Here is a 23,441-nt window from a genome sequence, read left to right as displayed (position 1 = left end):
CAGCGTTCGGCCCCGGTCAGCGCGGGTAGGGGTATTCCGGTTCGTGGAATCGGTTGATGATCGGGATGCGTTCGATGATCCGGTCACGCAGCCGCGGCTTGGGCTGCGGAACGTAGGCCGGCTGCGGTGGGGAGACGTAGGCCGGGGGCGGCGGTGGCGGCACATACGCCGGGGCGGGCGGTGTGTAGACCGGTGCCGCGGCCGGCGGAACGTACTCGGGTGCGGGTGCGACGTATTCGGGCGGGTCGTACACCGGTTCGGCGACCGGAGCCGCCGGCGGCGGCGGAACCGCGACGGCGATAGTCTGCGCGAGCACCGGGCGCGCCTCGGCCGGCGTTGACACCTTCTTCTCGGCCGGCGTCGACGCACCGTCGGGTTCCTCGACCGGGTTCGTCGCCGAGGCGGCCTCCGGCTGCCCGGATGGCGCACCGGGGGACAAGCTCAGCCCGACGGCGACCGACAGCGACACGACGAACGTCACCACCGCGGCCGCAAGGACCGAAGCCAATGCCCCCACCTTCGACGGCACCTTCGTCCCGGCGGAGTGCAGGCCGTTGACGGCGCGCGCCGACGCCAGCGCCGCGCCCCGGGCCAGTGCCAAATCGGCGTCTGCGCCCGAGAGGACCGGTGCCTCGGTCACGTCGCCGAGGGTGGACACGATCACGTCGAGGTCGTCGGCCGAACCGAGGACGAAGATGACGTCGGGCTGCCAGTCGTCGAGCTGCGACAAGGCCAGCACACTGCTGGGCAACTCCACCGCATCGGCACCGTCGAGGGGGCGGGCGATGCGGTCGACCGTCACGCCGTCGGGCTTGACCACGGCGACCACCGCAGCATCGGGCTCCACGACGCATACCGCGAGGTTGTCGTATCCGCCGATGTCGGCGAGGCCCGCCGCCAGCACGTCGGCGGCCTCGAGCTCGGAAACGGCGATCACGTTGGCGAAGCCCCGCACCGCGAGCGCGTCCAGCACGCCGGAGGCCGCGGCTTCAGCCTCGTTTGTCCAGGTCGCACCGATGGCGTGGACGGGGCCGTCGGCCTCGTTGGCCAAGATCACGTCCAGCAGATCCTCGGGTTCGACGGCCTCGGTGAAGCCGCAGGCGCCGCGGTCCGCGGTGTCACCTTCGCCCGTCGTTCCTTCGACGAGCACCCAACGAACAGCGCTGGAAGTCATCGATAGACCCAGCACGTGGTTCATGGCCATGCCCCCATCCTGCTGACGATCGAATCAGACGTTACCTCTCCCGTCAGAGGCGGTAGCCATTCCGTCAGGGCCGAAACGTCACGCCGCCGTCGACGCTGATGGTCTGGGCGGTGATGAAGCTGCCGTCATCGGAGAGCAGCAGGGTCGCCAGCGCGGCGATGTCATCGGGTGCCCCGAAGCGTGACTTGATCATCTGACGGGCACGTGCCTGCTCGACGACGCCGTCGGGCATCGGCTGATCGTCGAACTTGTAGTGCCAGATCAAACCGGGGGCGATGGCGTTGGCGCGGATGCCCTTCGGCCCGTACCTGCGGGCGATGTGGCGCATCAGCGCGAGCTCTGCGGCCTTGCTCATCTGGTAGGAGACCCGGGTGCTGGCCGCGTTGTAGGCGTCGGCTGACGCGGTGAACACGATCGCGCCACCGCCGCTGTCGATCATCGCCGGGATCGCGTGCTTGGCGCAGATCACGAAACCTCTGGTGTTGACCCGCATTACGTCGTCGAACACCTCCAGCGGCAGCTCGACGACGCCGCCGGGAAGATACGCGTCGGCGGTGTTGGCGAAGTTGAGGTGCAGGCCGTCGAGGCGGCCGAAAGTGCGCACGGCCAGCCCTACGATGGCGGCCACGGAGGCCTCGTCGGCGCCGTCCAGCCTCACCCCGCGCACCCGCTGACCGGACGGGTCGACGTCGGAGACGACGCGCGTCACCAGGTTCTCGTCGAGGTCACCGACGACCAGTCGGGCGCCCTCGTCGGCGAAGCGCCGCGCCAGGCCGTTTCCGATGCCGCCCAGACCAGCGAGGATGACGACCTTGTTCGCAAGCATGCCGACCACGAGTGATTTCCCCTGCGCCCATTGACAGAAGTCAGTTTGATTAGCTAGACATGCTACACACGCAGCAGTTACGTGTTACGTGTGCTGCGAAAGGGGTAGCTCCCTGATGACCGAAGTTCGGCGGGAACGGTCGAAAATAGCGCATATCATCCGCACGTTGGCGATACCGATCGTGCTCGGCTGGATCGCGCTGACGGTCGTCACCAGCGTCGCCGTGCCGTCGCTGGAAGACGTCGGCGAAGCGCACACCGTGTCGATGAACGCCCACGATGCGCCCTCGTTCATCGCGATGAAGCGGGTGGGCGCCGACTTCGGTGAGTTCGACTCCGACAGCAACGCGATGGTGGTGTTGGAGGGCGACAAGCCGCTGGGCGCCGACGCCCACCGGTACTACGACGACCTGATCGACAAGCTGCGGGCCGATACGGCCCACGTGCAGCACATCGCGGACTTCTGGGGCGATCCGCTGACCGCGGCGGGCGCGCAGAGCAATGACGGCAAGGCCGCCTACGTACAGGTGTATCTGCGGGGCAACCTCGGCGAATCGCTCGCCAACGAATCGATCGCGGTGGTCCGCTCGATCGTGGACCAGTCACCACCGCCGCCCGGTGTCCACGTGTACGTCACCGGAACCGGTTCCCTTGTGGCGGATCAACATCACGCCGGGGACAAGAGCGTCGTCAGGGTCACGCTCATCACGCTGGCGGTGATCGCGGTGATGCTGCTCTTCGTCTACCGAGCCGTCATGACGATGGTCATGGTGATGCTGATGGTGTTCGTCGAGCTCGGTGCATCACGCGGGATCGTCGCGCTTCTCGGGTATCACGAAGTCATCGGGCTATCGACGTTCGCGGTAAACCTGTTGACCCTGCTGGCGATCGCGGCCGGAACCGATTACGCGATCTTCGTGATCGGCCGCTACCAGGAGGCCAGGGGAGCCGGTGAGGACCCGGAATCGGCCTACTACACCATGTTTTCCGGGACCGCCCATGTGGTGCTGGGTTCGGGGCTGACGATCGCCGGCGCCATGTTGTGTCTCAGCTTCACCCGGCTGCCGTACTTCAACACGATGGGCGTGCCGTGCGCGGTGGGCATGTTGGTGGCCGTCGTCGCCGCGTTGACGCTGGCGCCCGCCGTGCTTGTCCTCGGCGGCCGCATCGGCCTTTTCGAGCCCAAGCGCCAAATCGCGTCGCGCGGGTGGCGCCGGGTGGGCACCGTGGTGGTGCGCTGGCCGGGTCCCATCCTGGTGGCTACCGTGGCACTGGCCCTGGTGGGTCTGCTCGCCCTTCCCGGCTACAAGACGAACTACGACCTGCGCAACTACATACCGCGCGACGTCCCGACCAACGTCGGCTACGCGGCCGCCGAGCGGCATTTCAACCCCGCCCGGCTGAACCCTGAGCTGCTGTTGATCGAAAGCGATCACGATCTGCGCAACTCCGCCGACTTCCTGGTGATCGACAAGATCGCCAAGGCGGTGTTCCGCGTGCCCGGAATCTCCCGCGTGCAGGCGATCACGCGGCCCGAGGGCAAGCCGATCGAACACACCTCGATCCCGTTTCTGATCAGCATGCAGGGCGTCACCAACCAGATGAACCAGAAGTACCTGCAGGACCGCATGGCCGACATGCTGGTTCAGGCCGACGAGATGCAGACCAACATCGACACGTTGGAGAAGATGTCCAATCTGACCCAGCAGATGGCCGACACCACGCACAGCATGGTGACGAAGGTCAAGACGATGACGATCGACATCACCGAATTACGGGACAACATCGCCAATTTCGACGATTTCTTCCGGCCGATCCGCAATTACTTCTACTGGGAGCCGCACTGCTTCGACATCCCGATCTGCTGGACGCTGCGGTCGATCTTCGACACGCTCGACGGCATCAACACGTTGACCTACGACGTGCAGCAACTCGTTCCCGACATGGAGCGGCTGGATTCGCTGATGCCGCAACTGGTCACGTTGATGCCCCAGCAGATCGAATCCATGAAGACGATGAAAACGATGATGCTGACCATGTACGCCACCCAGAAGGGCATGCAGGATCAGATGGCCGCGGTTCAGGAGAACTCGACGGCGATGGGCGATGCGTTCGACGCGTCGATGAACGACGATTCGTTCTACCTGCCGCCGGAGGTCTTCGATAACGAGGACTTCAAGCGCGGCATCAAGAACTTCATCTCACCGGACGGCAAAGAAGTTCGCTTCATCGTCAGCCACGACGGCGATCCGGCCACCGTCGAAGGCATCGAGCGCGTCGACGACATCAAACAGGCGGCCAAAGAAGCCATCAAGGGCACTCCGCTGGAGGGGTCCACGATCCTGCTCGCAGGCACCGCCGCGACATACAAGGACATGCGCGACGGCTCCAACTACGACCTGGTGATCGCCGGTATCGCGGCGGTGGCGCTGATCTTCACCATCATGCTGATCATCACCCGCAGCGCGGTGGCGGCGTTCGTCATCGTGGGCACGGTGCTGTTGTCGTTGGGCGCCTCGTTCGGGCTCTCGGTGCTGCTGTGGCAGCACCTGCTGGGCATCGAACTGCATTGGATGGTGCTGGCGATGTCGGTGATCCTGTTGTTGGCCGTCGGTTCGGACTACAACCTGCTGCTGGTGTCGCGTTTCAAGGAGGAACTCGCGGGCGGCCTGAAGACCGGCATCATCCGCGCGATGGCGGGTAGCGGTTCGGTGGTGACCTCCGCAGGCCTGGTGTTCGCGGCGACCATGGCCTCGTTTGCCTTCAGTGAGCTGCGCATCATGGGTCAGGTCGGCACCACGATCGCGCTGGGCCTGCTGTTCGACACGCTGATCGTGCGGTCGTTCATGACCCCGGCGATCGCGGCGCTGCTGGGCAGGTGGTTCTGGTGGCCGCAGATCGTCCGCCGCCGTACCGCACCTGAGCTGGGCGATCGCTCAGAAAAGCCGACAATGATTGCAGCAAATGTAACGAATTGATATAGGCTGCTGCCCGTGGGTCGGCATTCCTTAGCCACAAAGCGGCGTAGGCCGCCGATAGGCGTGGCTGCGCTCATCGCCCCGGCGGCTTTGCTCTTCGCGGTGGGGAGCGACGTGCCCTCACCGGCTGAGACCGTCCGCGAGGCCGAACCAATCGCCGCACCCGTCGAGACCCAGCAGAGCCCCGAGAACGCGGTGCCCTGCTGCGTCGAGCTGGTCGCCGCGCCGCCGATCGCGCCGCCGTTCATCGTCGACCAACCGGATGCGACGCCGCCGCCCGGCGAGGTGTTCGCCGCATCGCGCCTGCGCATCGTCGATCGGTCCCTGCCCGCAGGGATCGCTCCCGAGCGGGGTCTTCAGGTCAAGACAATCCTGACCTCGCGCGCCATCACCGAGGCGTTCCCCGAGATCAGCAACATCGGCGGTGTCCGACCGGATTCCCTGAGATGGCATCCCAACGGCCTGGCCCTTGACGTGATGATTCCCAACCCGACCAGCGCCGAGGGCATCGCGCTCGGCAACGAGATCGTCTGGTACGTGCTGCGCAACGCGAAGCGGTTCGGGATGCAGGACGCGATCTGGCGCGGCGTCTACTACACGCCCGACGGCGCCCAGGGATCCGGGCACGGACACTTCGACCACGTCCACATCACCACGATCGGTGGCGGCTACCCCGACGGCGACGAGGTGTACCTGCGCTGAGCCCGTCCCGTGCTGTCGCGGCGCTGAAACAGCGAGCGGAGCTGTGCGGACGCGGATTGCGCAGCGTTCAGCGCGATCTCGAGCTCAGTGATGCCCGGCGTCGTGTTCCTGGCTGTCGGGGCCGGCGGGGATTCCTGCAGTAGGCGCATCCGGCGCGGCGGGCGCGGGTACGCACGTGGGGGTGCCGTCAACGACGGATTCGCTTCCGGTGCAGGCGGGTTCGGCCAGTGACCGTGACGGCGTTTCGTTCAGCGCGCCCACCGCGGGACCCGCAACGAGCGCGACGCCGACGGCGGCTGCAGCGATGATTCGGCTGGTAGACCTTGGCAGATCGAACATTTCACACCTCTCAAATCGAGGAGTCGAGACTATCGGCGTGAATTGTCCGGTGTTGGAATTTCGGAAATAAGAACCGCAGAAACCCGGTACGAGAAGGTCGGCGCTGCGCGCTCGATGACCTTCCCGTACCGGGTCTGACCTGCTCGGCCCTACTCTGTGGCGCGCCTGCGCCGCCCCAGGAAGAGGAACAGTGCGATCGCGGCGAGTCCGAGTGCGCCGCAACCGGCCGCCGCCGCCACGGCCACCGTGGTCCACGAACTGGAGTGGTCGGCCTCGTTGTTGAGCAGCGCGACGTCGTAACCCGGCAGCGGGCTCTCCGAGGGGGCGGTGATGCCGGGCAGTTCTTGGGACTTGGTGATCACGAACATCCGCTCACCGTTGGGGGCCTTGGCCCACTGTCCCCACGCCGGGGTCTCCTCGTCGAGCAGCACCTTGTGGGCGCCCACCTGCGGGTCGTCGCCCAGATCGGTGAGTTGCCTGACCCGGAACGGCTTGGACGTCTCGTTGGTGTACTTGATCCGCACCAGCACGTTCTGGAAGGTCCGCAGCTGTGGCGGCTTCTGCGGCGCCGGCTGCCCGGGGGCTGGCAGATATCCGCCGCCCGAGAAGCTTCCAATCGAAACCTTCACCGGCGCACCCGATTCCGGAGTGGTCATGGCGGTGAAGTTGTACACCCCCGGGTTGCTTGCGGTGAGCGCGACGCGCTGCAGCGGCGGCACGGTGACGATGCGCGGTGCGTTGCCGTACGTGTACATGATCCGCAACGGTGTGCGGTACGGGTTGGTGATGATGGGTCGGTAGTAGCGGTCGTAGCCGACCCATTGTGAGTTCCATTGGGAGACCGAGCTGGACACGGTCAAGGACTGGGCCGTCTGCGTGAACTCCGTGACTTCAGCAGAACTCGCCGGTTCTGGATCGACCGCAGTCGTCGGCAGCCCCTTGGTCAGGTCGAGGTCCTCGTCGGCCACATCACCGGCGTCGACCTGCGGGCCGGTGACGTCGTCCTCGGCAGGTAGCTCAGCACCCAGGTCGAACCCGGACATGTCCTCGAGGCCGGGGTCGGCCTCGGGTTGAGGTTCCTGGTAGACGGGCTCGGGCTCGGGCGCTTGATAGACCGGTTCGGCCTCGGGCTGCGGTTCCTGGTAGACCGGCTCGGGCTCGGGTGCCTGGTAGACCGGTTCGGGCTCGGGTGCTTCGTAGACCGGTTCGGGCTCGTAGACGGGCTCGGGATCAGGTGCGCTGTAGGAGTAGTCAGGCTCGCTGTAGGAGTAGGAGCCGCCGTCGTAGTCGTCGTAGGGATCAGCGGAGGCGATGGCGCCGCTGCCGAGCAAGACCGATACGGACAGCGCGACCGAGGTCGCCACGATGGCGCCGCGGCGAACGAACGCGGTATTGATGGTGAGGCTCATGGTGTCTCCAATCGGGTTGTGTAAGCTCGGATTTCGAAGATGGATTGGGCGTCGGTCACGTGGTGGCCACCACCAGTTGGTGGCCGTACATGCCCCATGCCCTCTCGAAGTCGCGGATCGGCACCTGTTCGTCTGCGCCGTTTTCCGGCCCGCTGTCATTGAGGTGGACGATGCCGTTGGCGGTGTCGACACCGGTGACGACGACGGCGTGAATCCCGTAGTCGCCCGGGTCGTTCCAGATGATGTCGGCGTCGGCCATGGCGAGGACTGCCCCGCTGGTGTCCAGATATTTCTCCAGGGCGGCCATTCCGGTGTCATAACCGGTCTCTGCTGCCTGGTCGTCGTCGATGTAGACGGCATTGAGTCCGTAGACCGACATCAGGACCGGAATGTCGGCCTGGTCGGTGCCACCACCGGTGTTGGGGTCATCCAGGTTGGCCGGCTTGATGTAGATCGATCCGGGGTGCGCCTGGCTGGGCGTCGCCGCCGCCACCCCGACGATCTCTTCCTCGGAGGGGGTCGTGCCGTTGAAGTAGCCGATCAGGTGCGCCGCGGCCATGATGGCGCAGTCGTCGTAGGTCTGCTTGCTCCAGTTCTGCGCCCCGGCCTCGGGGTCGCCGTGTAGGCCTGCCGTGACAGAAGTAGCGGCGGCGGCCGGGCCAGCGAAGCCGATGACGGCGGTGGCCAGCGCGGCGGCGGTGACGGCGCCGATGGCGCACAGTTTCATGGCGAGTCCTTCCAGTTCCGATGCCGCGAAGCGCGGCTGCTGGAAGAAGCCTCAAGGGCGGTCCTTGACAGATTCTTGGAAAATTCTTGATGCGCCCACGTGTGCACGCCGGACGGTAGGGGAGGTCAACCGACCTTGCGCAGCTGGAACGGGCTATGGGTCAGGATTCCGCCCTCACAGCCGTAGTTGGAGTCCGAGGTCAACACCCCGCTCAGCGTCACCGGATCGACCGACATCGACACCACCGCCGGCTCGTAGCGCCCGTCATCGCAGATCAGACCGCCGGGCTTGGAGACCGTGAAGACCCAGCGGCCACCGGAGAACGTGGTGGGGGTGTGCCAGCCCTGGTTGCTGGCCACCGTGCCGGTACACCCGCTGGGGCCGCAGCTCGTCGTGATCGTCCACACGTTCATCGGATCGCCCCCGACTCCGCTGTAGGTGCCGTTGAGCAGCGCCGGATCGGCAGTGGCGGTGCCGGCGAGGGCGACGGCCGCGATCGCGGGCGCGGCGGCGACGGTGGCCAGGGTGCGCAAGACCTTAGTCATAATGCTCAGCAATTTAACGGCCGTGTCATCAAGATCGACGCAGCGGCGCGCTCGATTCCCGGTTGTATCTGTCCTGTCGCCGAATCGAAATCGGCGATTCAGATCAGGACTACCCCTGCTTGCTCGTCGCGGTCGGGCGCATCGTGTAAACCGCGCCGTCGGCCGGATAGAGCGACTTCCCGAACGGTCCGTTGTAGCGGGCGTTCAATTCCATGAAGAATGTGCCGCCGTCCGGGTCGGGCTCGACCGTCTCGATGACGCCACGTATTTCTAGGTAGCGATAGGGCTCGTCGGGATCGTGAATCGACAGCGCCACAGACGGATTGGCTTCGACGTTGCGGTGCTTCTGTTGCTTGGTCGAGAACGAGAACCGCAATGTCGTGCCGTCCCACAGGTACCAAACCGGATTTGACTGTGCGGTGCCGTCGGGACGGATCGTGGCCAGATGCCCGAACAGGGGACGCTCGAGTAGATCCCGGTGGCTGGGGGGAATGGTCGTCATGTCATCGACCAACGGCGGCAATGGTCGATCGCATTCCGGCTTGACGCCGGCGACACGAACCGAACCTCCACAAAAGGCGGTTCGGGACGCCTACCCGCTTCTCCGGAAAACCGCGGTCACCAGCGTGTTCATCGGTAGGATCCGGCGAGGTGATCGACCACAGGCACCGTTGCCGGCGAAAGCGAGACCCCGTGATGCCAACCCGCCGATCGTTTCTTGGACTCCTCGGGGGCGGTGCGCTCGCCGGTCCCGCGCTGGTGACAGTGTTTGGTACCGGCGAAAACGTCGCCGCCGCGTCACCTGCGGTGGCCGGGACAGTGCGCACGGCGTTCAACTGGGTGCCGGAGGTCGGGTGGGCGCCCTGGTACCTCGCCGATGCGAACGGTCTCTTCACAACCCAGGGCGTCACCGCGCCGTTCGTGTACAGCGGCCCGAATGACCGGCCCGTGGACCAGGTCGTCAGGGCCGGCGAAGCCGACGTCGGGGTGGCCGCCGACGAGTTGCAGCTCATTCAGGCCAATCGGCAGGGCGCCGACTTCGTCATCCTCGGAGCGATGTACCAGCGTTCGCCGAACGGCTTCCTATGGCTCGCCCAGACGCCGATCGCGGCGCCCCGCGATCTCGTGGGAAAGCGGATCGGACTGAACAGCGGGGACCGTGCCCGTGTCAACGCGGTGTTCCGGATCAACGGCTTGCCGGCCGACTACCAGGCCGTCCCGATGGGCCTCGACCCGCAGCCGCTCGTTGACGGTGCCGCCGACGTGATGACGTGCTACGTGACCAACCAACCGATTCGGCTGCAGTTGCAGGGCATCGCGGTGAGGTCTGTCCCGTACTCCGACTTCGGGCTGAAGTCCTACGGCGGCGTGCTGTTCGCGTCGAGGCGGTATGTCGAGACCAATCGCGACCTGCTCACGCACTACTTCGCCGGGCTGCTCGGTGGCGTCGATGCCAACGTCGCCGATCCCAATGCGGTACTTCCCATGCTCAAGGCCATAGATCCCAATGTCGACCTCGCCTACAGCGAGGCCGGCAATCGCGCGTACAACGCCTTGCTCGACTCTGACTACACGAAGACCCACGGGCGCCTGATGATCGACCCGGCGTTCGTGGAGGGGCAGGTGTACCCGAGTTATATCGCGGCGGGCGAGACGAACCTGCCGCCCGTCTCCCAACTGCTCGACCCGACGGTGATGGCCGACGCCCACACACTGCTGTAGATCTCGCTGGAGCCGGTGACGGGAATCGAACCCGCGCTCTCAGCTTGGGAAGCTGATGTTCTGCCATTGAACTACACCGGCCTGTTTAGGCACGAAGGCTAACATTCCAGCGGCTAGGCTCGTCGGGTGCTGCTCTCCGACCGCGACATCCGCGCCGAAATCGCCGCCGAGCGGCTGGGCCTCGACCCGTTCGACGACAGCCTGATCCAGCCGTCGAGCATCGACGTTCGCCTGGACAACCTGTTCCGGGTGTTCAACAACACCCGCTACACCCACATCGATCCGTCCATCCAGCAAGACGAGCTCACCACCCTGGTGCAGGCCGATCCCGGCGAGCCGTTCGTGCTGCATCCCGGCGAGTTCGTGCTCGGGTCGACGCTGGAGCGGTGCAGCCTGCCCGACGACCTCGCCGGCCGCCTCGAAGGCAAGTCCTCGCTGGGCCGTCTCGGTCTGCTGACCCACTCCACCGCGGGCTTCATCGACCCCGGCTTCGCCGGGCACATCACCCTGGAACTGTCCAACGTCGCCAACCTGCCCATCACGTTGTGGCCGGGCATGAAGATCGGGCAGCTCTGTCTGCTGCGGCTGACCAGCCCCGCCGAGCACCCTTACGGCAGCGCCAAAGTCGGCTCGAAGTATCAGGGCCAGCGCGGGCCGACGCCGTCGCGCTCGTATCAGAACTTCCTCAAGTCGACGTGACGTTGGCTCTGCGGTGAGGCCAAATTTCGGCCGGTTTTCGCGCCCTGCGCGCAGCACGAAATGACTAGCGCGCACGGACGTCGATCCGAGTAGGGTCGAAGTGCCGGCACCGACTCTTGACCGCCATCAGCTAATGGCACAGTGCAATGTAACGACGAGCCTGTCCATGCCGATGAAGTACTAGTCGCCGGTTTGCGCCAAATTCGAAAAGCGACGACGACCTAGACAGCGTAGCAAACTCATTGGAGGATTCGTGGACATCGTGTTGGGTGTGTCGATGACACCTACGACGGTCCGCATGGTGCTGGTCGAAGGCGAGAAGGCCGACGGGGTCACCGTCGATCACGACGTCTTCGAGGTCCAGGGCGAACCCGGATCAGCAACCTCAAGCGCAGCCAGCCAGGTGATCGACGCTGTGCTGGGCACCAAGGAGAGCGCCGAAACCGGCGGGCACCAACTCAAGTCCATCGGGGTCACCTGGAGCGACCACACCGAGGCCGCGGCGCTGCGGGAAGCGCTGGCCGCCCGCGGCATCGACGACGTCATGCTGGTCGCCGACGGCCACGCCGCGGCGGCGCTGGCCCAGGCGGTGGGCCGCGCGGTGGGATACGACACCACCGCGCTGTTGTTCATCGACCGCGACACCGCAACTCTGTCGGTCGTTGAGACCGACGACGGATCGGTCGTCAAGGTGCTCAGCCGCACCCTGCACAGCGACGACGCGATGGCGGTGCTGACCGAGATGGCCGCCGCCGTCGACGCGCAGGAGTCGCCGCCGCAGGCGATGTTCGTGGTCGGCTCCGGCGTCGACATTGCCTCGGTGAAGAACCACCTCGAACACCTCGTCAGCCTGCCCGTCAGCGCCCCGGACGAACCCGACCTCGCGCTGGCCCGCGGCGCCGCACTGGCCGCCGCCAACGCCCCCGCGTTCGAAGCGTCCACCGTCGGGCTGGCCTACTCTCAGGACCCCGACGGCCCCACGGCCGGCAGCGCATACGCCGCGTTCGCCGGCGCCGCCACGCAGATGGCCATGGTCGACGGCGCCGAACCGCTCGTCGACGATGGCGAGCCGCAGACCGACCTTCAGCCGGTCGGCGGCGAACGCAAGCCGTTTCTGCTCGTCGGCAGCGCGCTGACATCGATCTTCGTCGTCGGCGTCGTGGCCTTGGTCATCTCGCTGGCCGTCAGCATCCGCCCGACCGCCGACCAGCGCCCCAGCCCGGGGCAGAGCGCGATCGTCCCGAGCACCGTGGCCCCCGCACCGCCACCCGTGCAGCAGGAAGCCAAGCCGGCCGAGGCACCACCGCCACCGCCGCCGGCCGAGACGATCAAGGCCCCGATCCCCGTCGTGCAGGAAGCTCCCCAGGCCCCACCGCGAACGGTGTACGTCGAGGCGCCCGCGGCCCCCGCCCCTGCGCCTCCGCCGGCAGCACCACCGCCACCGCCACCCGCGGCGCCTGCGCCCGCGCCCGTCCCTGTGGCGCCCGCGCCGATCCCGGCACCGGTGTACATCCCTCCGCCCGTGTACAGCCCACCGCCGATGTGGTACCCGCGGCCGCAGAATCCGTGGAATCCGCCATGGCGCCCGCCGCGGCCGACCTATGACCCCCCGACGTCCACCTGGGACCCGCCGTGGGAGGAACCTGAGGCGCCGCGAAGCCCGCGGTGGCTGCCGTCGCAGGGCGGCCCCGGCTCGGGGAATTCGTCGGGATCCCGCGGTTCGGGTGACTACGGGTCCGGATCGCGCGGTCCGGGCGGTTCCCACGGGCCGTCCGGGCGCGGCGGTTCGGGCGGTTCGGGCCACAACTGCTTCCTGATATTCTGCAGCTAGTTATCTGCGAAAGCAGTTGAGCGGCAACTCGTTGGAGTGTCATCGTGCAAGATGGTCATCCGCATCGCCGACGCAACGGCCCGGTCAAGCTACGGGTTCGGTGGGTGGCCATGCACGGGGTGGTGCGGATGTTCTCCCGGCTGGCCGCCCGTCGCGGTGACCCGCAGGGCAGGCTGATCGCCGATCCCACGGTGCGCACCGATCCCGTCTCGTTCATCGAGGAAGTGCGTGCGCGCGGTCCGATCGTGCGCGGTCGGGCCGCCTACCTGACCGTCGACCACAAGATCGTCAACGATGTGCTGCGGTCCGACGACTTCCAGGTCTTCGCGATGGGGTCGACCCTGCCCAAGCCCCTGAAATGGCTGGCCGACCACACCAAGACCGACCTGCTGCATCCGCTGGAACCGCCCTCGATGCTGTCGGTCGAACCGCCGGATCACACCCGCTACCGCAAGCTGGTGTCATCGGTGTTCACCACCAGAGCCGTTGCGGCGCTGAGGGATCGGGTGCAGGAGTCGGCTGATGTCATGCTCGACGAGATCGCCGGGGCCGCCGGCGCCGTCGATATCGTCGAGCGCTACTGCGGGCAGCTGCCGGTCAGCATCATCGGCGACATTCTCGGAGTGCCCGACGAGGCGCGCCCGCACATTCTGGAGTTCGGTGAACTCGGCGCCCCCAGCCTGGACATCGGGGTGCCGTGGCAGCTGTACCGCCAGGTCAACCGCGGCATCGAGGGGTTCAACGACTGGCTTGTCGACCACCTGGCCGAGCTGCGGCGCAACCCGGGCGATGATCTGATGAGCCAGATCATCCAGGCCAGCGACGACGGCGCCCAGCTCAACCAGAAGGAGTTGCTCGCCACCGCGGGTCTGGTGCTTGCCGCGGGCTTCGAGACGACAGTCAACCTGCTGGGCAACGGAATTCGCATGCTGCTGGACGCTCCCCAGCAGCTGGAGACCTTGGCAGCCAGACCCGAACTGTGGCCCAACGCTGTCGAGGAGATCCTTCGACTCGACTCGCCTGTGCAGCTCAGCGCGCGAATGGTGCGCAGGGACACCGACATTGCCGGCACCAGGGTGCGGCGCGGCGAAGTCGTCATCCTCTATCTCGCCGGCGCCAACCGCGACCCCGACGTCTTCGAGGACCCGCACCGCTTCGATATCGAACGGGAGAACGCGGGCAAGCACCTGTCGTTCTCCGGCGGCAGGCACTACTGCCTTGGCGCCGCGCTGGCGCGGGCCGAGGGCGAGGTCGGGCTGCGCACGTTCTTCGAACGCTTCCCGGATGCCCGGCTGGCGGGCGACGGCAGCCGCCGCGAGACCCGGGTGCTGCGCGGGTGGTCGTCGCTGCCGGTCACGCTCGGCAAGGCGCGCACCCCGATCGGTTCGTCGATCTAGCCGCGGCGATTGGGTTAAGTTCGGGGCGTGGATTTCCGAGCAGCGCTGCTCGACCAGACCCGGGCCTTCGGGGAACTGATCCGCAGTGCAGACCCGTCAACGCCGGTTCCGACCTGTCCGGACTGGACCCTAAAGCAGCTGTTCCGTCATGTGGGGCGTGGAAGCCGGTGGGCCGCACAGATCATTGCCGAGCGCAGGACACAGCCTGTTGATCCGCGCGAGGTGCGCGACGGCAAGCCACCTGATGATCCCGACGCCGCGTTCGAGTGGTTGAACGCCGGTGCTCGTTCCGTCATCGCCGCCGTCGACCGGGTCGGCTCCGAACGGGTGTGGACGGCCACGGGGCCGCGCCCGGCAGGGTGGTGGATCCGCAGGCTGTTACACGAAGTGGCCGTGCACCGTGCCGATGCCGCGGTGGCGCTCGGCGCCGACTACAATCTTGCGGCTGATTTGGCCGCCGACGGCATCAGCGAGTGGATCGAGTTGATGACCGTCAACGCCACGCAGCACTCAGCACCCGTAGACCGCGGCCGCACCCTGCACCTGCACGCCACCGACGACGGCCTCGGGCCCGCCGGCGAGTGGACCGTCGTCAACGCCGAGGACGGCGTGACCTGGACGCACGACCACGGCAAGGGCGACGTCGCGCTGCGGGGTCCGGCCAAGGACCTGCTGCTGGCACTCGCACGTCGGCGCAGCGTCGCTGACGCAGGCATCGAGGTGTTCGGCGATGAAGCGGTGTGGGCGGACTGGCTGCAGCGCACGCCGTTCTAGGTGGCGTACGTTTCGACCATGAGCACTTCCGAAATCGCCACCGTCCTCGCGTGGTATGACGCGCTCAACGAGCGCGACCTCGACACCCTGGCGTCGCTGTCCAGCGACGACATCGACATCGGTGACGCCGACGGGGCCGCCCAGGGCCACGCGGCGCTGCGGGAGTGGGCGCAGCGCGCCGGCGTGAAGGTCGAGACCGGTCGGATGTATGTGCACGACGGCGTCGTCGTTGCCGAGGAGTTGGCCGCCGATCCCGGCACGGTGGCATCGGCCGCGGCTTTCCGCGTTGTGCGTGACCGCGTCACGTCGGTGTTTCACCACGGCGACCTCGCGTCGGCGCTGGCCGCCACCGAGCTGACCGAAAAGGACCTCGAGAGCTGATGCGCGGCATCGTTCTCGCCGGCGGGTCGGGCACCCGCCTGTACCCGATCACGATGGGTGTCAGCAAACAGCTGGTACCCGTCTACGACAAGCCGATGATCTACTACCCGCTGTCCACGCTGATGATGGCCGGTATTCGCGACATCCAGATCATCACCACCCCGGACGACGCGCCGGCATTTCACCGGTTGCTCGGCGACGGTTCGCATTTCGGCATCAACATCACCTATGCGGTGCAAAAGCAGCCCGACGGCCTGGCCCAGGCGTTCATCATCGGCGCAGAGCACATCGGAACCGGGCCGGTGGCATTGGTGTTGGGCGACAACATCTTCTACGGACCCGAATTGGGAACCGGGTTGCGGAGGTTCCAAAACATCAGCGGTGGTGCGATTTTCGCGTACCGGGTGTCCAACCCGTCCGCATACGGTGTGGTCGAGTTCAGCGCGGACGGCGTCGCGCTGTCGCTGGAGGAGAAACCTGCCACGCCGAAGTCGCACTACGCGGTGCCCGGACTGTACTTCTACGACAACGACGTCATCGAGATCGCCCGATCGCTGAAGCCCTCTGCCCGAGGCGAATACGAGATCACCGAGATCAACCAGACCTACCTCAACCAGAACCGGTTGAAGGTCGAGGTGTTGCCCCGTGGGACGGCGTGGCTGGACACCGGAACGTTCGACTCGCTGTTGGATGCCTGCGACTACGTGCGCACCATCGAACGGCGGCAGGGCCTGAAGATCAGCGTGCCCGAGGAAGTGGCGTGGCGGGTCGGCTTCATCGACGACGAGCAGTTGGCCGAGCGGGGATACGCCCTGCTCAAATCCGGCTACGGGGCATATCTTCTGGGGCTGCTGGAGGAACGCTAGCGACACGCGGGGTGGCGAGCACCGCCGCGATGGCCGTCGTCAACGGCACCGACAGCGCGAGCGCGATACCGCCCACCGCCGAACGGGCGATCTCGATGGCCACGCTCTCGCTCGTCAGCACGTCACCGAGGGACCGGTTGGCGACGCTGAACAACAACAGCAGCGGCAGCGCACTGCCCGCGTACGCCAGCACCAGCGTGTAGACGGTGCTGGCGATGTGGTCGCGGCCCACCCGCATCGCCCCGACGAAGACGGTGCGGCGCGAACTCCCTTCCAACTCGGCCAACTCGAACACCGTCGACGCCTGGGTGACGGTGACGTCGTTGAGTACGCCGAGCGAGCCGATGATGAACCCGGCCAGCAGCAGACTGGTGATCGACACCTCCCCGAGATAGGCGGCCACCGTGTTGTTCTGGTCCTCGGAAAGGCCGGTGAGGTGCGCTAGTTCGATAGCGGCCCAGGACAATACCGTTGCCAGCAGCAGCGAGGTCAGCGTTCCGAGCAGGGCGGCGCTGGTGCGCAGGCTCACCCCGTGCGCCAAATAGATCACCGCGTACAGGATCACCGCCGAGGCCACCAGCGCGACCGGGATCGCCGCGGCGCCGTCGCGCAGGGCGGGCAACAGGAAGACCACGAGCACCAGGAACGCGACGACGATTCCGATCAGCGCGCGCAACCCGCGCCACCGGGCCACGGCCACGACCACGATGGCGAACACCGCGGCGAGCGCGATCAGCGGCCACGTCCGGTCATAGTCGTAGAACGAGTAGGTGGTGGTGCCGGCGTCGTCGATCTGCCGGCTGATGCGGACCTGGTCACCGACGGCGAGGTTGGGCTGTCCCGGCCCGCCGCTGAACTCCAGCAGCGTGTTGGCGCCGGCGTTGGGTCCGGAGTCGATTGCGATGAGCCCCTGCACGCAGGTGCCGCCGTCGCCGCGGGCGGGCGCCGGAGGGGCGGTCAGGACGCGTCCGGCCGACGGGCTGCCGCAGGCGGCCAGGCTGCTGGACACCACGTGCCCGGCTTCGGTGGTGACCGCGCCGCCGGTCGCGTTCTGAAACGGCAACGGGATGTCGGCCTTCTGCTGGCTTGGCCACAGCCACACCGTGCCGGCCAGTACCGCGATGCCGATCACGAACAGCATTCCGACGACGACCTTCGCGGCCAGCGGGCCCAGCGGCGCCGGGCCGCTCAGGGAGTGTGAGTGTCCGTGCGAGTGCGCCACCCGAACAGGGTAGAGGTGTCCGCCATCGCCGCGGTGGCTCCGTCGCGTCCGGATAATCGGGCGGGTGAGGCCCGTGGAGATCCTGCTGTGTGTGCTGAACGCGAGCGGCCTGGGCGCGCTGCTGGTGCCGCCGCGCGGCCGCATCGGCCAGCTTCGCAACCTCGCCCTGCTGGCGCCGTTGGCGGCGGTCGCTCAGGTGACCCTGGAGGGGTACCGCTGGCAGATGGTCCCGGCCTACGTGCTGGCCGCGGTGATCGCGCTGTGGCGCATCGCCGGCGGCAACCGCCGGCGATGCGTGCGGGTGGTCGCGATCGGCGTCGGCGTCGTCGTGTTCGCGGTCTCGCTGACAGTCCCGGTGGCCGTACCGGTGTTCCGGTTTCCCGCGCCCGAGGGGCCCTACGCGATCGGTACGGTGACCTACCACTGGCGTGACGACGACCGCCGCGAGATATTCGACGCCGATCCCGGCGCGCGACGCGAACTCATGGCGCAGGTCTGGTATCCGGCCGAGGCCGGCGCGGACGCCCCGAGCGCACCGTATGTGCCCGATGCTGCGGCGTTTGCGCCTGCCGCGGGCCGGCTCCTCGGAGTGCCGGGGTTCATCTTCGATCACTTCGACGTCGTGCCGACCCACGCCACCCAAATGCCGCCGGTGGCAGCGGATCACACCCGCTATCCGGTGTTGGTGTTCGCCTCCGGGCTCAACGCGTTTCGTCAGTCGAACATGTTCCAGATCGAGCAGTTGGTGTCGCGCGGATTTGTGGTGGTGGGGCTCGACCAGCCCTATACCTCGGTGGTCACCACGTTCCCGGACGGGCGCGCGATCGAGGGATGGAGTAAAGACCGGTTGGTCGACGTCATTCAGCAGAGCATCACACCGTCCACGCCGGCACCGTCGCTTGGCGATGTGGCGCTGCCCGACGGACTGTTTCCGTACCTGGCAACCGATATCGGGTTCGCGCTGGATCAGCTTGCCGCGCTGAATACGTCGGATCCGCAAGGGCTGCTGACCGGCAGGCTGGATCTGGACCGGGCCGGAGCGTTCGGTGTCTCGCTGGGAGCCATCACCGTCGCACAGGCATGTCACACCGATCCGCGCCTGAAAGCGTGCCTGATGATGGATGCCGCGATGCCTGCAGATGTGGTGCGCGAAGGCCTTTCACAGCCGAGCATGTGGTTGACCCGGGACGCCGATTCCATCTTGTTGGAACGAAGCCGCAGCGGCGGCTGGCCGGACCATGAAATCCACGAGACCCTCACCACCCAACGAGCGACGTTCGACAAGAGCGCACCGGGACACGGTTACTTCGTCGAGATTCCCGGAATGTTTCACATGAACTACACCGACGCCCCGGCCTGGACGCCGTTGGCACAGGCGATGGCGTTCTCCGGTCCGATCGGCGGCCGACGTGGCCACGAGGTCCTCGCGGCGTACTCGGCGGCGTTTTACGAGCGGTTCCTTGCCGGCAGGCCGTCGGCTCTTCTCGACGGCCCGCCACCATGGGACGAGGTGCGCATCGACCGGCGTTGAGCAGGCGCTTGATTCACCTCGAGCCGTCCGGAATCGCCGGCTTACGGCCGGTAGCTGGTGAGGAAGTTGCCGAGGCGCTCGATGGCCGCGGCGAGGTCGCGGGACCACGGCAGGGTGACGATGCGCAGGTGATCTGGTGTGGGCCAATTGAATCCGGTGCCCTGAGTGACCAGGATCTTCTCCTGCAGCAGCAGGTCCAAGACCAGCTGTTCGTCGTCGACGACGTCATAGACTTCGGGGTCCAGGCGCGGGAAGGCGTACAGCGCGCCTTGGGGTTTGACGCAGGACACCCCGGGGATCTCGTTGAGCTTCTCCCACGCCACGTCGCGTTGTTCGAGCAGTCGCCCGCCGGGCAGCACCAGATCCTCGATGCTCTGGTAGCCGCCCAAGGCGACCTGGATGGCGTGCTGGGCAGGCACGTTGGGACACAGCCGCATGTTGGCCAGCAGGCCGATGCCTTCGATGAAGCTGGCGGCATGTTCTTTGGGCCCTGTGATGACCAGCCAGCCCGCGCGGTAGCCCGCGACCCGGTAGGCCTTGGACAGCCCGTTGAAGGTCAGGGTCAGTACATCAGGGGCGACGGAGGCCATCGTGATGTGCTCGGCATCGTCGTAGAGGATCTTGTCGTAGATCTCGTCGGCCAGCAGCAGCAGTTGGTGTTTGCGCGCCAGCTCGGCCATCTGGGTCAGCACCTCGCGGCTGTAGACCGCGCCGGTGGGGTTGTTGGGGTTGATGACCACCAGGGCTTTGGTGCGTTCGGTGATCTTGGATTCCAGGTCGGCGATATCGGGTTGCCAGCCTTGGGTTTCGTCGCACATGTAGTGCACCGGGGTGCCGCCGGCCAGCGAGGTCGACGCGGTCCACAAAGGATAGTCCGGTGCCGGGATCAGGACCTGATCCCCGTTGTCCAACAACGCCTGCAACGTCATCGTGATCAGCTCGGAGACCCCGTTGCCCAGGAACACGTCGTCGACGTCGAAACGCGGGAAACCCTCGACCAACTCGTAACGGGTGAACACCGCGCGCCGCGCGGGCAGGATGCCCTTGGAATCGGAGTACCCCTGCGCATACGGCAGCGCCTGGATGATGTCGCGCATGATCACGTCGGGCGCCTCGAACCCGAACGGCGCGGGGTTGCCGATGTTGAGTTTGAGGATCCGATGCCCCTCAGCCTCCAACCGCGACGCATGCTCGTGCACCGGACCACGAATCTCGTAGAGAACGTCCTGCAGTTTCGAGGACTGCGTGAACGTGCGCGGCCGCGGCTGGTGCCCGGCGGTATGGAACGGCACGTGGTGGGTAGTCACGCGCTCAATAGTCCCACTGCTGTCCAACGATTATCTAAAAACACTGGTCAGCCTGGTTCTGAGACGTTCACCGTTTACCCGGTGGGCGGGCACCCTTCGCGATGCCGAGGCCCTTGACCGGGGCCGCCGGCTTATCACCCTCGGCTGGGGCCGCAGCCTGCGGCTCACCGTCGGACCCGCCCTCGGCGTCCGGCTTGGGTTGCGCCGCAGCGGGCTTCCCCGCCGGGGCAGCCGACTTCTTCGCGCCGGGACGGCGTGCACCGGGCGCGATGCCGAGGCCCTTGACCGGAGCCTGCGGCGTTTCCGTCAGGCCGCGGTCCGAATCGGCAGTGTCGGTCTTGGTTTCCGGCGTGGCCTGGTCCGGATCCACGTTGGGCGGTTGTGTGACGGTGCCTTCACCCTCGTTGGGCGACACCTTCGGCGCGGCCTTCTTCGCGCCGGGACGGCGTGCGCCCGCGGCGATTCCGAGTCCCTTGGCCGGTGCGGCGGCCGGCTTATCGGCGACCGGTGCGGCGGCGGGCTTGTCTTCGGCGGCCGGTGCGGCGGCCTTCTTCGCCCCCGGTCGCTTGGCCCCTGCGGCGATGCCGAGTCCCTTGGCCGGTGCGGCGGCGGCGGGCTTATCGGCGACCGGTGCGGATTTCGCCTGCGCCGGCTCAGCCTCGGGCTGCGGCTCGGCTTTCGGCGCGGCCTTCTGCACCGCGGGCGCAGCCGCGGCGGCCTTGGCGGCACGCTCCTCGGATTCCTTTGCCGCCGTGCCCTTCTCGGGTAGTTTGATGCCGCTCTTGTCGAGCGAGTCCAGCAGCAACTGCGCCACGTCGAGCACCTCGGTCTTCTCGACCTCGCGGGCGGCGGCGACGTCGTCGACCCCGTCGGTGATCATCACGCGGCAGAACGGACAGGCGGTGGCGATGGCCGAGGCGCCGGTGTCCATGGCCTCTTCGACGCGTTCATGGTTGACGCGCTTGCCGATGTGTTCTTCCATCCACATCCGCGCACCACCCGCGCCGCAGCACAGCCCGCGGTCGGCATGGCGGGGCATCTCGGTGAGCTGGGCGCCGGACGCGCCGACCAGCTCCCGCGGCGCCTCGTAGACCTTGTTGTGCCGCCCCAGATAGCAGGGGTCGTGGTAGGTGATGTCGCGCCCGCCGTCGACCGGCTTGACCGGCACCAGCTTCTTGTCGCGCACGAGGCGGTTCAGCAGCTGGGTGTGGTGCAGCACCGTGTAGTTGCCGCCGACCTGCGGGTATTCGCGACCCAGCGTGTTGAAGCAGTGCGGGCAGGAGGTGACGACCTTGCGATCCACCCGCTCGACGCCCTCGAAGAGCTCGTTGAGGGTCTCGACGTTCTGCGCGGCCAGCTGCTGAAACAGGAACTCGTTGCCGGAGCGGCGGGCCGAGTCGCCGTTGCAGGTCTCGCCCTCGCCCAGCACCAGATATTTCACGCCGGCGGTGGCCAGCAGTTCGGCGACGGCCTTGGTGGTCTTCTTGGCGCGGTCCTCGTAGGCGCCGGCACAGCCCACCCAGAACAGGTACTCATAGCCGTCGAACGATTCGACGTCCTTACCGTAGACCGGCACGTCGAAGTCGACCTCGTCGATCCAGTTGGTGCGGTCCTTGGAGTTCTGGCCCCACGGATTACCCTTGGCCTCAAGGTTTTTGAACAGCACACCGAGCTCGCCGGGGAACTCCGACTCCATCATCACCTGATAGCGGCGCATGTCGACGATGTGATCGATGTGCTCGATGTCCACCGGGCACTGTTCGACGCAGGCGCCGCACGTGGTGCAGGACCACAGCACGTCGGGGTCGATGACGCCGCCCTGTTCGGCCGTGCCGACCAGGGGCCGGGCTGCCTGCTCGGGGCCCGAGCCCGGAACGCGACCGAATCCGGACTCCGGCACATGGTGGGCTTCTTGGTGCGCGGTCTCCAGGTCGAGGCCCTCGAGCGGTTCGGGCTCCTTGCCCAGCAGATAGGGCGACTTGGCCATCCAGTGGTCGCGCAGATCCATGATCAACAGCTTGGGCGACAGCGGCTTGCCGGTGTTCCACGCCGGGCACTGCGACTGGCAGCGGCCGCACTCGGTGCAGGTCGCGAAGTCGAGCATGCCCTTCCAGGTGAAGTCCTCGATCTTGCCGCGGCCCAGCACCGCGTCCTCGGCGGGATCCTCGAAGTCGATCGGCTGTCCGTTGGACTCGATCGGCAGCAGCGGACCCAACCCGTCGGGGAGTCGCTTGAACGTGACGTTGATCGGGGCCAAGAAGATGTGCAGGTGCTTGGAGTGCAGCACGATCAGCAGGAACGCCAGCATGATCGCGATGTGCAGCAGCAGGAAGATGGTTTCGATCCACTGGTTGGCAGTGGTCCCCAGCGGCGCCATCCACTTGCCGAACAGGTGAGACAGGAACGCGGCATTGCCGTAGGGCAGGTTGCCCAGCGCCGTCGCCGCACCGCGCAGCAGCACGTAGGTCCAGGCGACGTTGAAGATCATGAACAGGATCAGCCAGGCGCCGCCGTTGTGCGAGCCGTAGAAGCGTGAATCGCGGCCGTGCTCTTTGGGGCTGCGGAGGATGCGGATGATCGCGAACGTGACGATGCCCGCCGTCACCGCGACGATGAAGAAGTCTTGCAGGAAACCCAGCACACCCCACTTACCGATGATCGGGATGTGGAAATCGTGGTCGAACAGCAGACCGTAGGCCTCGATGTACACCGTGAGCAGAACGAAGAACGCCCACATGGTGAAGAAGTGCGCCAGGCCGGGGATCGACCACTTCAGCAGTTTGCGTTGGCCGGCCACCTCGGCGATCTGCGTCCAGATTCGCGTGCCGACCTCGTCGGTGCGGCCACTGGCGGGCTGGCCGGCCAGCACCAGCTTCGCCAGCCAGCCGACTCGCCGGGCCGCAAGCGCGACCACGATCGCGGTCATGCCAAGGCCGACGACGAGCCTGAGCAGCATTTGTGTATCCACCGCGTGCCTCCCGA

Annotated in this window: 20 protein-coding genes and 1 tRNA gene; 10 read left to right on the top strand and 11 right to left on the bottom strand. The window is 66.8% G+C overall.

The features are described from left to right. Positions 1-16: 16 nt before the first annotated feature. Both K3U96_RS24400 and K3U96_RS24395 read right to left on the bottom strand, forming a co-directional pair. A complete protein-coding gene (locus tag K3U96_RS24400) occupies positions 17-1,198 on the bottom strand; it encodes a DUF7159 family protein (RefSeq protein WP_220693674.1) in 1,182 nt (393 codons plus the stop codon). A gap of 70 nt (positions 1,199-1,268) precedes the next feature. Further along, positions 1,269-2,030 carry an SDR family NAD(P)-dependent oxidoreductase gene (locus K3U96_RS24395; RefSeq protein WP_220691356.1) on the bottom strand — a complete coding sequence of 254 codons (762 nt, stop codon included), beginning with the start codon at positions 2,028-2,030 and terminating at the stop codon, positions 1,269-1,271. Between the two features lie 115 nt (positions 2,031-2,145). Between K3U96_RS24395 and K3U96_RS24390 the strand changes: the two genes are divergently transcribed. Both K3U96_RS24390 and K3U96_RS24385 read left to right on the top strand, forming a co-directional pair. After that, on the top strand, positions 2,146-5,007 hold the full coding sequence (locus K3U96_RS24390) for an MMPL/RND family transporter (protein WP_220691355.1): 2,862 nt from the start codon (positions 2,146-2,148) through the stop codon (positions 5,005-5,007). A 15-nt stretch (positions 5,008-5,022) separates the two neighbouring features. Then, the gene (locus K3U96_RS24385; RefSeq protein ID WP_069406452.1) at positions 5,023-5,709 is read left to right on the top strand and encodes a VldE C-terminal domain-containing protein; all 687 of its coding nucleotides are present in this window, start codon (positions 5,023-5,025) and stop codon (positions 5,707-5,709) included. A gap of 84 nt (positions 5,710-5,793) precedes the next feature. On the opposite strand, the gene K3U96_RS24380 is transcribed toward K3U96_RS24385, so the two are convergent. The 5 genes from K3U96_RS24380 to K3U96_RS24360 form a co-directional block, all read right to left on the bottom strand. After that, positions 5,794-6,048, bottom strand: coding sequence for a hypothetical protein (locus K3U96_RS24380; protein WP_069406451.1), 255 nt, complete (start codon positions 6,046-6,048; stop codon positions 5,794-5,796). 149 nt (positions 6,049-6,197) lie between these two features. Next, positions 6,198-7,457, bottom strand: coding sequence for a hypothetical protein (locus K3U96_RS24375; protein ID WP_220691354.1), 1,260 nt, complete (start codon positions 7,455-7,457; stop codon positions 6,198-6,200). A 55-nt stretch (positions 7,458-7,512) separates the two neighbouring features. Then, positions 7,513-8,184, bottom strand: a complete 672-nt coding sequence (locus tag K3U96_RS24370; RefSeq protein ID WP_220691353.1) for a C39 family peptidase — start codon at positions 8,182-8,184, stop codon at positions 7,513-7,515. Between the two features lie 125 nt (positions 8,185-8,309). Further along, positions 8,310-8,729: a hypothetical protein gene (locus K3U96_RS24365; RefSeq protein WP_220691352.1), complete on the bottom strand. Its 420-nt coding sequence runs from the start codon at positions 8,727-8,729 to the stop codon at positions 8,310-8,312. A 109-nt stretch (positions 8,730-8,838) separates the two neighbouring features. Further along, the gene (locus K3U96_RS24360; RefSeq protein ID WP_069406454.1) at positions 8,839-9,231 is read right to left on the bottom strand and encodes a PPOX class F420-dependent oxidoreductase; all 393 of its coding nucleotides are present in this window, start codon (positions 9,229-9,231) and stop codon (positions 8,839-8,841) included. A 194-nt stretch (positions 9,232-9,425) separates the two neighbouring features. Here K3U96_RS24360 and K3U96_RS24355 point away from each other — a divergent pair, with 194 nt between their 5' ends. After that, the gene (locus K3U96_RS24355; RefSeq protein WP_220691351.1) at positions 9,426-10,451 is read left to right on the top strand and encodes an ABC transporter substrate-binding protein; all 1,026 of its coding nucleotides are present in this window, start codon (positions 9,426-9,428) and stop codon (positions 10,449-10,451) included. A 7-nt stretch (positions 10,452-10,458) separates the two neighbouring features. Here the strand turns inward: K3U96_RS24355 and K3U96_RS24350 are convergent. After that, positions 10,459-10,532, bottom strand: a tRNA-Gly gene (locus K3U96_RS24350). A 45-nt stretch (positions 10,533-10,577) separates the two neighbouring features. On the opposite strand from K3U96_RS24350, the gene dcd reads away from it, so the two are divergent. The 6 genes from dcd (at position 10,578) to rfbA (ending at position 16,399) form a co-directional block, all read left to right on the top strand. Beyond that, complete coding sequence (gene dcd / locus K3U96_RS24345) at positions 10,578-11,150, top strand: dCTP deaminase (protein WP_069405858.1); 573 nt, start codon at positions 10,578-10,580, stop codon at positions 11,148-11,150. Between the two features lie 253 nt (positions 11,151-11,403). Then, the gene (locus tag K3U96_RS24340; protein WP_220691350.1) at positions 11,404-12,981 is read left to right on the top strand and encodes a DUF7159 family protein; all 1,578 of its coding nucleotides are present in this window, start codon (positions 11,404-11,406) and stop codon (positions 12,979-12,981) included. Positions 12,982-13,091: 110 nt separating this feature from the next. Next, positions 13,092-14,378: a cytochrome P450 gene (locus K3U96_RS24335; RefSeq protein WP_220693673.1), complete on the top strand. Its 1,287-nt coding sequence runs from the start codon at positions 13,092-13,094 to the stop codon at positions 14,376-14,378. Positions 14,379-14,405: 27 nt separating this feature from the next. Then, positions 14,406-15,152, top strand: coding sequence for a maleylpyruvate isomerase family mycothiol-dependent enzyme (locus K3U96_RS24330; RefSeq protein ID WP_220691349.1), 747 nt, complete (start codon positions 14,406-14,408; stop codon positions 15,150-15,152). Positions 15,153-15,170: 18 nt separating this feature from the next. Then, a complete protein-coding gene (locus K3U96_RS24325; RefSeq protein WP_069405862.1) occupies positions 15,171-15,533 on the top strand; it encodes a nuclear transport factor 2 family protein in 363 nt (120 codons plus the stop codon). Continuing rightward, positions 15,533-16,399 (top strand): glucose-1-phosphate thymidylyltransferase RfbA, encoded by an 867-nt coding sequence (gene rfbA, locus K3U96_RS24320; protein WP_069405863.1) that lies wholly within the window; start codon positions 15,533-15,535, stop codon positions 16,397-16,399. Before K3U96_RS24325 ends, rfbA begins: the two co-directional genes overlap by 1 nt. On the opposite strand, the gene K3U96_RS24315 is transcribed toward rfbA, so the two are convergent. Next, on the bottom strand, positions 16,350-17,621 hold the full coding sequence (locus tag K3U96_RS24315) for a YibE/F family protein (RefSeq protein WP_220691348.1): 1,272 nt from the start codon (positions 17,619-17,621) through the stop codon (positions 16,350-16,352). The two genes, rfbA and K3U96_RS24315, sit on opposite strands and share 50 nt — an antisense overlap. 64 nt (positions 17,622-17,685) lie before the next feature. Between K3U96_RS24315 and K3U96_RS24310 the strand changes: the two genes are divergently transcribed. Continuing rightward, positions 17,686-19,152: an alpha/beta hydrolase family protein gene (locus K3U96_RS24310; RefSeq protein WP_230982280.1), complete on the top strand. Its 1,467-nt coding sequence runs from the start codon at positions 17,686-17,688 to the stop codon at positions 19,150-19,152. Between the two features lie 41 nt (positions 19,153-19,193). Here the strand turns inward: K3U96_RS24310 and K3U96_RS24305 are convergent, their stop codons facing one another. Continuing rightward, positions 19,194-20,486, bottom strand: a complete 1,293-nt coding sequence (locus tag K3U96_RS24305) for a pyridoxal phosphate-dependent aminotransferase (RefSeq protein ID WP_220691347.1) — start codon at positions 20,484-20,486, stop codon at positions 19,194-19,196. 40 nt (positions 20,487-20,526) lie between these two features. Beyond that, positions 20,527-23,427, bottom strand: a complete 2,901-nt coding sequence (locus K3U96_RS24300) for a (Fe-S)-binding protein (protein WP_220691346.1) — start codon at positions 23,425-23,427, stop codon at positions 20,527-20,529. Positions 23,428-23,441: the final 14 nt, after the last annotated feature.

Origin of the sequence: Mycolicibacterium holsaticum DSM 44478 = JCM 12374 (genome assembly GCF_019645835.1) — a bacterium.
GTDB lineage: Bacteria > Actinomycetota > Actinomycetes > Mycobacteriales > Mycobacteriaceae > Mycobacterium > Mycobacterium holsaticum.
The sequence above is the reverse complement of the archived record's forward strand: the minus strand, read 5'-3'. Positions and strand labels throughout refer to the sequence as shown.